Genomic DNA, 12,231 nt, shown 5'->3' on the forward strand with positions numbered 1-12,231 from the left:
GTGAAATGTTTAAGTTTCGAAAAAAATATAACGATTTTATTAAGCCTAGCGAGGAGCTGAAGGAAACACCTTCAGGTTCGATCAAGGATTTTATTGATGGAAGTATTTTAACGAAAGCCGAAGTTGTTTATCAATTGCCTTTTATCATTTTTCTGGTTGTTCTAGGAATTTTTTATATCAGTAACAGGTATCGTTCCGAACGTGTTTATCGCGATATGGTAAGCTTAGAGCAAGAGCTTAAAGAGTTAAGATTCGAGGCAATTACAACAGCCTCTGCTTTGATGTATATGAGTAAGCAATCGGAAGTAGTAAAAAGAGTAGAAAACGAGGGGCTTGATTTGATGGAAGCAACCGAGCCTCCAATTAAAATATATTTGAAGAAATAGTGCCGATAAAAAAAGATATCATATGGCGAGTTGGGGCGATCTACACTTTGGTGATTATTTTTGCAATACTCATTGTAGGTAGGGTAGTAGCCTTGCAATTGTTCGAAGGAGATAAGTGGCGAAGTAAAGCCCAGTCTCTTACGCAACGAGATGTAATCGTGTCGGCCAATCGGGGAGATATTTGTGCTGCTGACGGACGATTGCTGGCAAGTTCATTGCCTTACTATCAGCTCCGTATGGATTTTCGCGCTTCCGGATTAACCGATTCTCTTTTTCGTTCGGATGTTGATTCTTTAGCACTTTGTTTGTCGCGTTTTTTTCAAGATAAGTCTCCAAAGGAATATCGAAATATGCTTTGGAAAGCAAAGTATCGTACGAAATCAAATCGTTATTTTTTAATTCATCGAAATAAAATTAATTATATCGGGCTTAAAAAGATCAAGACTTTTCCAATTTTTCGTTTGGGACAAAATAAAGGAGGGTTGATTTGCGAACAGGAAAATAGACGTATACAACCTCATTTAAATCTGGCTAACCGAACAATCGGTTATTTGTTGGATGGGGAGCAAAATCAAAAAGTTGGGAAAGTAGGTATCGAAGGTGCTTTTGAAAGTGATTTGAAAGGGGTTGACGGGATTAGTATTATTCAAAAAATGTCTGGTCGATGGTTGCCTGTAAATATGGTAGAGCCGAAGGATGGAAACGACCTAATTACGACTATTGATGTGAATTATCAGGATGTGGCGCAATCGGCTTTGGAACATCAGCTAATAAAGTATAATGCACATCATGGATCGGTGGTTTTGATGGAAGTGAAAACCGGAGCAATAAAAGCAATTGCTAATTTGGGGTTCGACGAAAAGTCTCAATCTTATAAAGAAGACTACAATTACGCTATTGGAGAGGCTACTGAACCAGGCTCGACTTTTAAGTTGGCTTCCATAATGGCTTTATTCGAGGATGGGTATGTTGGACCGATGGATTCTGTGGATACAGGGAATGGGGTGTATAGTTATTACAAAGAAAAAATGCGCGATTCGCATGAAGGTGGATTTGGAAAAATTACGGTGCAGGATGCTTTTGAAAAATCCTCGAATGTGGGAATTTCAAAATTGGTAAACGATCATTATAAGAACAAGCCAAAATCATTCATTAATCGACTTTACGAGTTTCGGTTGAATGAGCCTTTGGGGCTCGATATAAAGGGAGAAGGAATACCAAGTATTAAATATCCTGATGATCCATCCTGGTCGGGAGTTTCTTTGCCTTGGATGTCTATTGGTTATGCTGTGGAACAAACGCCTTTACAAACGCTTACTTTTTATAATGCAATTGCCAATAATGGAAAAATGATGAAGCCTCGATTCGTAAAAGAATTGAAGTATCATGGTGACGTGATTCGGACTTTTGATAAAGAAGTTTTAAAATCGAGAATCTGTTCTGGTGAAACACTAAAAAATGTGAAGAATATGTTGGAGGGTGTTGTTTTGCGAGGAACAGCTCGAAACCTACGAAATTCAAACTATACGATTGCAGGTAAAACAGGAACTGCACAAATTGCAGATAAAAATAAAGGATATAAGGTGAAAGTATATCAGGCTTCTTTCGTGGGATATTTTCCTGCCGATGATCCGATGTATTCCTGTATTGTGGTTATTAACCGGCCAAATAAAACCAAAGGATTCTATGGAAATCAGGTGGCAGGTCCAGTCTTTAAAACAATTGCGGATAAAGTATATGCTATGAGCTATTCCATGCATCCTATAAAAACAGACGAATCAAGTTTGGAACTAAAGGTGCCGGTTTCATTGAATGGATTTAAGGAGGATTTAGACATAGTTTTTGATGAATTAAATATCGAAGTGGCAAATAAAGATATTCAATCGGATTGGGTGATGACTTCCCGAAAAGATTCAATTATTGAATACAAATACAGAACAATTAAGAAGTTTATGGTCCCGAATGTGAAGGGAATGGGAGCTCAGGATGCCTTGTATATATTAGAAAATGCAGGACTTAAGGTGATGGTGAAAGGCGTTGGCACGGTAACCAAACAATCAATCGAACCTGGATCCTATTTTAAAAAGGGCGATTTTATTAGAATAGGTTTATCTTAAAAAGTGACAGATGGGAAAAAATATCAACGAACTGTTTAGTTCGGTAACTATACAAAGCTTAAAGGGAAATAAAGATGTGGTCGTGAATGAGATTCATTTCGATTCCCGAAAAGTGAAACATGGCGATTTATTCGTTGCGTGCCGGGGTACTGTCTCCGATGGCCATGATTTTATTGATACGGCAGTGGCAAATGGTGCAAGAGTGATTGTTTGTGAAGAATTACCTAAAAAAAGTTCTTCCGAAACAAGTTTTATTGTGGTGGAAGATTCTTCGGCAGTGCTTTCGCAGATTGCGCACAATTTTTACAACAAACCAACCGAGAATATTCAATTGGTTGGAGTAACCGGAACAAATGGGAAAACAACAATTGCTACTTTGTTGTACAATTTATTTAGAAAACTAGGGTATAAAGTTGGCCTATTATCAACCGTTTGTAATTATGTGGATGAAAAAGCTGTGAAAGCAACCCATACCACACCAGATGCATTACAATTAAATGCTTTGTTGGCCGAAATGGTGGAGGCTGGCTGTGAATATTGTTTTATGGAAGTAAGCTCGCATGCTATCGATCAGAAAAGAGTGGGGGCATTGAATTTTAAAGGGGGGATTTTTACTAATATCACTCACGATCATCTCGATTATCACAAAACATTTGAGGCATACCTAAAGGTGAAAAAGGCATTTTTCGATCAGCTGGGAAATAAATCCTTTGCGATTACCAATGTCGATGATAAAAATGGGAAGCTGATGCTTCAGAATATGAAAGGACATAAGTTTACTTATTCAACACGTTCTTTTGCTGATTATCGTTGTCAGATTTTAGAAAAGCATTTTACAGGAATGCTTTTGGAAATGGATGGGGCAGAAATTTGGACCAATTTTATTGGTGATTTTAATGCTCATAATTTGTTGGCTGTTTATGGTACAGCTCGTTTGCTTGATCAGGATAAAGAAGAAATATTGCGTGGAATTAGTGAGCTGAAGTCTGTTGACGGAAGGTTTGAAAGTATTATTTCGACAGATGGCATTATGGCTATTGTTGATTATGCTCATACACCGGATGCGTTGAAAAATGTTTTGGAAACAATTGCGGCTTTACGAACAGGAAACGAACAGGTAATTACGGTGGTTGGTGCTGGTGGCGATAGAGATAAATCGAAACGACCTTTAATGGCGAAAATAAGTGCCGAATTAAGTGATAAGGTAATTTTAACCTCGGATAATCCAAGATCGGAAGATCCAGATCAGATTATTCTGGACATGAAAGAAGGGGTGTCCGCAAATAACACAAGAAAAGTGTTGGCAATTACCGATAGAAAAGAGGCAATTCGTACTGCACATATGTTAGCACAAAAAGACGATATTATTTTGGTGGCAGGAAAAGGGCACGAAGATTATCAGGAGATAAAAGGAGTCAAGCATCATTTTGATGATAAAGAAGTAATCAAAGAAATTTTTAAGCTGTAGTTATGTTATACTATCTATTTAAGTATTTAAATCAATTGGATTTCCCGGGAGCAGGAATGTTTGAATATATTTCGTTTCGGGCAGCATTAGCCATTATGACGTCCTTGTTTATTGCTACTGTATTTGGGAAAAAGATCATTCTCTTATTGCAGAAGCAACAAATCGGCGAAATTGTTCGTGATCTTGGTTTAGCTGGACAAATGGAAAAAAAGGGAACTCCAACAATGGGAGGAATTATTATTATTCTTTCAATCGTTGTTCCAGTTCTATTGTTTGCGAAATTAGATAACATCTATATTCTATTAATGCTTATTACCACTGTTTGGTTAGGAATAATCGGATTTGTTGATGATTATATTAAAGTTTTTAAGAAGGATAAAGCGGGCTTAAGTGGTAAGTTTAAAGTTGCAGGTCAAATAGGTTTAGGTTTAATTATTGGCTTAACACTTTATTTGAATGATGATGTGGTTGTACGTGAAAAAACAACAATGGCCGAAATTGGAATTCAAACCGAATTGGTGGACGAGGGATTTACCTCCGAAGATCCTAGCATAACTCGCTTAACAATGGATGTTAAATCAACCAAGACAACCATTCCATTTTTTAAGAATAACGAATTCGATTATGAATCTTTAGTTGCTTTTGGTGGTGAATATGCACCCATGTTGGCATGGCTGGTTTTTATAATTATTACCATATTTATTGTAACTGCCGTTTCAAATGGTGCAAATATTACCGATGGTTTAGATGGTTTGGCCACAGGTTCGTCGGCAATAATTGGCGCCACATTGGGAATATTAGCTTATGTGTCGGGTCACGTAGTATATGCCGATTATCTAAACATCATGTACATTCCTAATTCGGGAGAATTGGTGATTTTTATTGCTGCTTTTATTGGAGCAACCATCGGGTTCATGTGGTACAATTCTTATCCGGCGCAAGTTTTTATGGGCGATACGGGTAGTTTAGCTTTGGGAGGAATTATAGCTGTTTTTGCTATAATTATTCACAAAGAATTGTTGATTCCTGTTTTGTGCGGAATTTTTCTGGTAGAGAATATCTCGGTAATGATGCAGGTTTCGTGGTTTAAATATACCAGAAAGAGATTTGGAGAAGGCCGGAGGATTTTTAAAATGGCTCCTCTTCATCATCATTATCAGATGAAAGGATATCCAGAGCCAAAAATCGTTACCCGCTTCTGGATTATTGGCATATTTCTGGCCATCATAACAATAGTAACTCTTAAAATCAGATAAGTAAAAATGACAAAACGAATCGTCATATTAGGTGCAGGAGAAAGTGGGATTGGTGCAGCTGTTTTGGCTAAATCAAAAGGCTTTGATGTATTTGTTTCGGACTTAGGAGAAATAAGTCCCAAGTACAAGCTTGCGCTGAATAAATACCAACTAGCTTTTGAAGAAAAGCAACATACCGAAGCGCTTATAATTTCGGCTGATGAGGTGGTGAAAAGTCCAGGAATACCTGATTCTGCAACTCTAATAGGGAAGTTAAAAGAAAAAAATATTCCTGTGATTTCCGAAATAGAATTTGCAGGAAGGTTCTCCAATGCTAAAATGATATGTATTACTGGCAGTAATGGGAAAACAACAACTACTTTGCTTCTTTATCATATGTTGAAAAAAGCTGGCTTACATGTAGGGTTAGCCGGAAATGTGGGAGATAGTTTGGCTTGGCAGGTCGCTGAGAAAGACTATACACATTATGTAGTGGAGTTAAGTAGCTTTCAGCTCGATGGGATGTATGACTTTAGAGCAAATATTGCTATTCTCTTAAATATTACACCAGATCATTTAGATCGGTACGAGTATAAAATGGAAAATTATATCCATTCAAAATTCAGAATATTGCAAAATATGAAATCCGAGGATTCATTCGTGTTTTGCACCGATGATGATATCATCAAAAAGGAATTATTGAGTTGTGATACGCTTGCTCAATTATTACCATTTTCGGTTCGCGATGTAAAGAAAATGTGCGGATGGATTGAAAACGAACTTTTAAAAATTCAATACAACGAAAACCTCTTTTCTATGGATAAAAAAGATCTGTCTTTACCTGGAATTCACAATGTATATAATTCATTGGCATCAGGAATTGCTGGTAGTGTGTTGCAAATTCGTAAAGAAGTAATTCGCGAAAGTTTAAGCGATTTTCAAGGTGTCGATCATCGACTAGAAAAAGTGGTTCGTGTACGGGGAATACAATTTATTAACGATTCTAAAGCCACAAATATTAATTCTACTTGGTATGCTTTAGAAAGTATGGAAGAACCTGTGGTTTGGATCGTTGGTGGTGTTGATAAAGGAAACGATTATTCGGTTTTGAATGATTTGGTAATTGAAAAAGTGAAAGGAATTGTTTGTTTAGGTGTTGATAACTCTAAAATTCATGCGGCTTTTGATGGTAAAGTTGATTTTATTGTGGATGCAGGATCGATGAAAGAAGCGGTGACGCAAGCATATCAAATGGCGAATAAGGAAGAGATCGTTTTATTATCGCCTGCTTGTGCCAGTTTCGATTTGTTTAAGAATTATGAGGATCGCGGAAATCAGTTTAAAGAAGAAGTTAGAAATTTATAAATTAAGAATATGGTAAGTTTTTTTAAGAATTTTAGCTTAAAGGGGGATAAGACCATTTGGATCATTATCTTCTTTTTGTCGATGATTTCTTTACTGGTTGTTTATAGCTCAACCGGAACACTTGCCTATAAAGTAAAAGGTGGAAATACATCCTATTTCTTTATTAAACAGCTGATTCTCTTGGGAATGTGCTATTTAATTATTTATGTGGTTCACAAAATTCATTTTAAGGTATATTCTAGTTCGGCTAATCTGGTACTACTCATTTCTATTGGTTTGCTCATATTAGCAAAACTGGTGGGCACAAATTTAAACGACGCATCCCGATGGATTACCATTCCTGGAATTGGCTTCAATTTTCAGCCGTCGGAACTTGCAAAATTGGCGCTAATACTGCATGTTTCTAGAACTCTGTCGCGGTATCAGGCCGAAGATGCCTGTAAAAAGGAGGCGTTTTGGCATATCGTTATCCCTGTTGGAATTGTCTGTTTACTGATTTTTCTAGATGATTTCTCGACATCGGTATTGCTTGGTGGAGTTTGTTATTTACTGATGTTTATAGGTAGAATAGCAAAAAAATATTTGTTTGGATCGGTGGGTATCGTTTTGGGTTTTGTGACTATACTGATTGTGATGGCACCTTTGCTTCCTAGTATTGGTAGAGTGCAAACTGTAAGAAGTAGAATTGTTAATTTCTTTGATGAGGATCATGCCAATGCAAATAATAGTCAGAATTATCAGGTTGAGCAGGCAAAAATAGCGGTGGTATCCGGGGGTATCTTTGGAAAATTTCCGGGGAACAGTACCCAACGAAATTTTTTACCACATCCGTATTCCGATTTTATTTATGCCATTATTTTGGAAGAAATGGGCTGGATTGGAGGTTTTGTAATATTGGCCTTTTATCTCATATTAATATATCGAGCCGGCTTGATTGTGCGGAAATGCAATCGAACTTTCCCAGCATTTTTGGTAATAGGGTTGGCACTTAGTATCGTGTTTCAGGCTTTAACCAATATGGCTGTGTCGGTTAATTTAATCCCGGTAACGGGGCAACCATTGCCTTTGGTGAGTATGGGCGGAACATCCTTAATTTTTACAAGTGCAGCATTTGGAATGATACTAAGTGTTAGTAATTGGGTGAACGAGGAAGAAAAATTGAATGAAGAAGCTAAATTAAATGAAGCAGAAAATTAAAATAATAGTTAGCGGAGGCGGAACAGGCGGACATATATTTCCGGCTATTTCAATTGCGAATGCTTTAAAACAAAAGCATAACGATTGTGATATTTTATTTGTTGGAGCCGAAGGAAAAATGGAAATGGAAAAAGTTCCTTCTGCAGGATATAAAATAGTAGGATTGCCAATTCGTGGACTACAGAGGAATTTTTCGAAAGAAAATTTGAAGTTTTTTTCTCGACTTTTTAAAAGTATAAGAAAGGCAAAGACAATTGTGAAGGACTTTAAGCCCGATGCAGTAGTTGGTGTAGGCGGATATGCTAGTGGACCATTATTACATGTAGCGGCTAAAATGGGAATTCCAACCTTAATTCAGGAGCAGAATTCTTATGCTGGAATAACGAATAAACTTTTAGCAAAAAAAGCCAAAAAGATTTGTGTTGCTTATGAGGGAATGGAGCGGTTTTTTCCTGCGGACAAAATTTTATTGACAGGAAACCCTGTTCGGAATGATTTACTAAATATCGCTTCGAAAAAACAGGAAGCTATGGCTCATTTTCAACTAAATCCCGAGAAGAAAACAATTCTGGTTGTGGGAGGAAGTTTAGGGGCAAGAACTATTAATAACAGTATGCTTGCTTCTCTTACTGCTATTTCAGACTCTGGGGTTCAGGTGATTTGGCAAACAGGGAAGTTTTATATTGAAAAAGTACGCGAAGAATTAAAAAATTGGGATATTCCTGGGTTGAAGGTTTTTGATTTTCTTGGGAAAATGGACTTGGCTTATGCTGCGGCCGATATGGTTATATCCAGAGCCGGAGCGGGTACTATATCCGAACTTTGTTTGGTAGAGAAAGCTTGTATTTTGGTGCCATCTCCTAATGTTTCCGAAGATCATCAAACCAAAAATGCCATGGCTTTGGTAACTAAAAATGCTGCCATAATGGTAAAAGATAGTAGTGCGGAACAAGAATTAGTTGTTACTGCATTAAAATTGATACACGATGCTGATAAATTAGCTGAACTTTCAGTGAATTGTAAGGCTTTAGCAAAACCTAACGCTGCGGCAGATATTGCAGAACAAATAATAGCATTAACATAGATTATGCAGATTAAGGATTATAAAAATATTTACTTTATTGGAATTGGTGGAATAGGAATGAGTGCTCTTGCACGTTATTTTTATTCTATTGGGAAGAATGTGTTTGGTTACGACCGAATGGATACTCAACTTACCGCCGAATTAACTGCCGAAGGTATCGACATTACTTTCCAGGAAAGTGTGGATCAGATTCCTAAAATCTACCAATCAAAGGAGGATACTTTAATTGTGTATACACCTGCTGTTCCTGTAAATCATCCTCAATTAATCTATTTTCAGGAGCAACAATTTGCAATTAAAAAGCGATCGCAAGTTCTAGGATTACTTTCTGATAATCTGAAAGGAATAGGTATTGCTGGAACACATGGAAAAACTACAGTTTCAACCATTACTGCGCATATCTTTAAATCGTCAGCTTTAGACTGTAATGCCTTTTTAGGTGGAATATCAAGAAATTATCAGTCTAATTTGTTACTGTCGAAGGATAGTCCATGGATGGTTCTTGAAGCAGATGAGTTCGATCGTTCTTTTCTACAATTGCATCCTCAGTTGGCTGTAATTACTTCTATGGATGCCGATCATTTAGATATTTATGGAGATAAAAGTGAATTAGAAAAAAGCTTTCAGGCTTTTGTTCATCAGATAAAAGAGGGTGGAATTTTAGTGCATAAAAAGGGATTAATTCTTACTCACCAAGGGCTTACTGCTTACACTTATTCTTTAAACGAAAAAGCCGATTTTTATGCAGAAAACATCCATTTAGTAGAAGGTTTCTACCAATTTAACTTGGTGCATCCCGGCGGAGTAATTAAGGATATTCTATTCTCCTACCCAGGTAAAATTAATGTGGAAAATGCCATTGCTGCAGCTTCTATGGCATTGCTTTGTGGTGTGAATGCAGATGAGTTAAAAAAGGCACTTTCTACTTTTAAAGGAGTTAGGAGAAGGTTCGATTACCAAATTAGAACAGAAAAAATAGTTTTTATTGATGATTATGCACATCATCCAAAAGAGCTATGGGAAAGTATATCATCGGTAAGAGAATTATATCCAAATAAGAAAATAACCGGAATATTTCAGCCTCACTTATATTCTCGAACAAGGGATTTTGCAGATGGTTTTGCTAGTAGCTTAAATCTTTTAGATGAAGTAATTCTTTTGGATATTTATCCAGCCAGAGAATTGCCAATTGAGGGGGTTAGTTCCGAAATTATTTTAAAAAATATAAACGTACCCGCTCAAATTTGTGGTAAAAATGAATTGTTAAACTTGCTTAAAGAGAAAGACTTTGAAGTTTTACTAACTTTAGGAGCAGGGGATATCGATAAGTTGGTGGTACCAATTAAAAACTTAATAAGCAAGCGATTGGAATGCTAAAAAAGATTACAAACATATTAATTTGGGTATGCTTGTTTGGATACTTAATTGTTGTTTTTTCATTTGCAAATGGCAAATCGAAGAAGCTGGTGTTCTCAGGTACCCTTGTAAATGTGGTTGATAGTGTTTCCAGAGGCTTTGTTCGTGATTCGGATATTAAAAGAATTATTAAAAAGAAATATCCAGGAATGGTAGGAACATCTATTTCTGGAGTGAATAAAGAAGTATTAGAGGATCTTATAGACAAGATACCTTATGTAAAAAAATCGGAAGTGTATAATTCACTTTCCGGAAAATTAATTGTTGAAATTAAACAACGTAATCCAATTGTGCGGATTTTATCGGAAAAAGGTTACTATATCGACGCCGAAGGAGAGAAAATGCCACTGTCCAGCAATTTTACATCAAGGGTTTTGGTCGTTTCAGGGGCAGTAAATGATCAGTTGATAAAAGAAGAACTGTTTGAGTTGGTAAAATTTATTACAAATGATGAATTTTGGAGATCGCAGATCACGCAAATTGATGTAGACAGAAATAGGGAATATGTTTTAATTCCTCGGGTTGGAGCTCATAAAATTGAATTGGGTAGTATGGAAGACTACCAAGAGAAATTTTTAAAGTTGAGTGCTATGTATTCCAAAGGTTTTTCGAAAAAAGGATGGAATGCATATAGCAAAATCAATTTGAAGTATAAGGATCAGGTAGTTTGCACAAAAAAGAATTAAAATGACTAGCAGGAACAATATTATAGCAGCTATCGACATAGGTACAACAAAAATTGTTGCCATATTAGGGGAAGTTGATTCCGAAGGAAAGTTGAGAATTATCGGTATGGAAAAAACTGTATCGAGAGGTGTTAAGAGAGGAGTAATACATAGTATTGAAGATACAATTGGTGCAATACGTGAAGTGGTGGACCGATTGGTGGAGAAAACAAACCAGAATATCTCTAAAGTATATGTAGGTATTGCCGGACAACATATTCGTAGTATTAAAAACCGACAATTTAAATACATACAAAATGGGGTAGGTGAAATTACCAAGTTAGATGTTGAAGAGATTGTTAATGAGAACTATAGAATTCCAATTGAGGTTGGAGAACAAATATTACACGTTATTCCACAAGATTATGTGGTAGATAAAGAGGCTGGCATTCGCAATCCGGTAGGAATGGCGGGAAGAAGATTGGATGGTAATTTTAATATTATTATTGGAAGAACTGCATCGGCACGCAATATCGAAAAATGTGTGAAGGAAGTTGGATTGGAAATTGAAGAATTGGTATTGGAACCATTGGCCTCCTCTTTGGCTGTGTTAAGCGAAGAAGAAAAGGAAGCCGGAGTTGTTTTGGTGGATATAGGTGGAGGCACAACCGATATAACTGTATATTTTGATGGTATATTAAGACATACCGCAGTAATTCCTTTTGGGGGTGATATTGTTACTCGCGATATAAAGGAAGGTTGTTCGGTACTTATAAAACAAGCCGAGGCTCTAAAAATCCAGTTTGGCGAAGCTGTCGCTGATTTAGTGGACGAAGAAAAAGTGGTTACTATTCCTAGTGTAGGTGGTTGGGATCCTAAAGAAATTTCTTTTAAAACTTTGGCTCAAATTATTCAATGCCGAATGGAGGAGATTATCGATAGCGTGAAATTCCAAATTGAACTAACCGGACTGCACGATAAAATAGGCGCTGGTATTGTTTTAACCGGAGGTGGTGCATTATTAACAAATTTAGATGTGCTAACTCAAAAACAAACAGGGATAGATGTTCGTATCGGTTATCCGGGAACTTCCTCTAAAATTATTTTAGAGGAAAGCTTAAACCTGCCTATTTATGCAACAGGAATCGGATTGATACTAAAAGGCTTGAATAAACCTGTTAAAAAAACTCAAAATCAGAATACAGATAAGAACAAAACGGGCAAAAAGAAAGGATTTCAGAAATTTTTTAGTGCCTTGTTCGATACTGATGATTTAAAAATGTAAATAAAATAGTGTA

10 protein-coding genes are annotated in these 12,231 nt (G+C 36.6%); all 10 read left to right on the plus strand.

Translation table 11 applies throughout. The features are described from left to right. Positions 1–5 precede the first annotated feature (5 nt). The 10 genes from BZG02_RS18055 to ftsA are packed head-to-tail and all read left to right on the plus strand — an operon-like array spanning position 6 to position 12,218. Positions 6–386, plus strand: coding sequence for an FtsL-like putative cell division protein (locus BZG02_RS18055; protein ID WP_101263154.1), 381 nt, complete (start codon positions 6–8; stop codon positions 384–386). Further along, the gene (locus BZG02_RS18060) at positions 386–2,503 is read left to right on the plus strand and encodes a penicillin-binding protein (RefSeq protein WP_101263155.1); all 2,118 of its coding nucleotides are present in this window, start codon (positions 386–388) and stop codon (positions 2,501–2,503) included. Before BZG02_RS18055 ends, BZG02_RS18060 begins: the two co-directional genes overlap by 1 nt. A 10-nt stretch (positions 2,504–2,513) precedes the next feature. Further along, a complete protein-coding gene (locus BZG02_RS18065; protein WP_101263156.1) occupies positions 2,514–3,971 on the plus strand; it encodes a UDP-N-acetylmuramoyl-L-alanyl-D-glutamate--2,6-diaminopimelate ligase in 1,458 nt (485 codons plus the stop codon). Positions 3,972–3,973: 2 nt separating this feature from the next. Beyond that, on the plus strand, positions 3,974–5,227 hold the full coding sequence (gene mraY / locus BZG02_RS18070; protein WP_101263157.1) for a phospho-N-acetylmuramoyl-pentapeptide-transferase: 1,254 nt from the start codon (positions 3,974–3,976) through the stop codon (positions 5,225–5,227). Between the two features lie 6 nt (positions 5,228–5,233). Continuing rightward, the gene (murD, locus tag BZG02_RS18075; protein ID WP_101263158.1) at positions 5,234–6,571 is read left to right on the plus strand and encodes a UDP-N-acetylmuramoyl-L-alanine--D-glutamate ligase; all 1,338 of its coding nucleotides are present in this window, start codon (positions 5,234–5,236) and stop codon (positions 6,569–6,571) included. A gap of 9 nt (positions 6,572–6,580) precedes the next feature. Continuing rightward, positions 6,581–7,768, plus strand: coding sequence for an FtsW/RodA/SpoVE family cell cycle protein (locus BZG02_RS18080; RefSeq protein WP_101263159.1), 1,188 nt, complete (start codon positions 6,581–6,583; stop codon positions 7,766–7,768). Further along, complete coding sequence (murG, locus tag BZG02_RS18085) at positions 7,752–8,852, plus strand: undecaprenyldiphospho-muramoylpentapeptide beta-N-acetylglucosaminyltransferase (RefSeq protein WP_101263160.1); 1,101 nt, start codon at positions 7,752–7,754, stop codon at positions 8,850–8,852. The genes BZG02_RS18080 and murG overlap by 17 nt, the downstream gene beginning before the upstream one ends. 3 nt (positions 8,853–8,855) lie before the next feature. Continuing rightward, positions 8,856–10,229: a UDP-N-acetylmuramate--L-alanine ligase gene (murC, locus tag BZG02_RS18090; protein WP_101263161.1), complete on the plus strand. Its 1,374-nt coding sequence runs from the start codon at positions 8,856–8,858 to the stop codon at positions 10,227–10,229. Continuing rightward, positions 10,223–10,954, plus strand: a complete 732-nt coding sequence (locus tag BZG02_RS18095; RefSeq protein ID WP_101263162.1) for a cell division protein FtsQ/DivIB — start codon at positions 10,223–10,225, stop codon at positions 10,952–10,954. The genes murC and BZG02_RS18095 overlap by 7 nt, the downstream gene beginning before the upstream one ends. A gap of 1 nt (position 10,955) precedes the next feature. Beyond that, positions 10,956–12,218, plus strand: a complete 1,263-nt coding sequence (gene ftsA, locus BZG02_RS18100) for a cell division protein FtsA (RefSeq protein ID WP_101263163.1) — start codon at positions 10,956–10,958, stop codon at positions 12,216–12,218. The last annotated feature ends 13 nt before the right edge of the window (positions 12,219–12,231 follow it).

The sequence above is a fragment of the Labilibaculum filiforme genome (assembly GCF_002843315.1).
In the GTDB taxonomy this organism is placed as follows: domain Bacteria; phylum Bacteroidota; class Bacteroidia; order Bacteroidales; family Marinifilaceae; genus Labilibaculum; species Labilibaculum filiforme.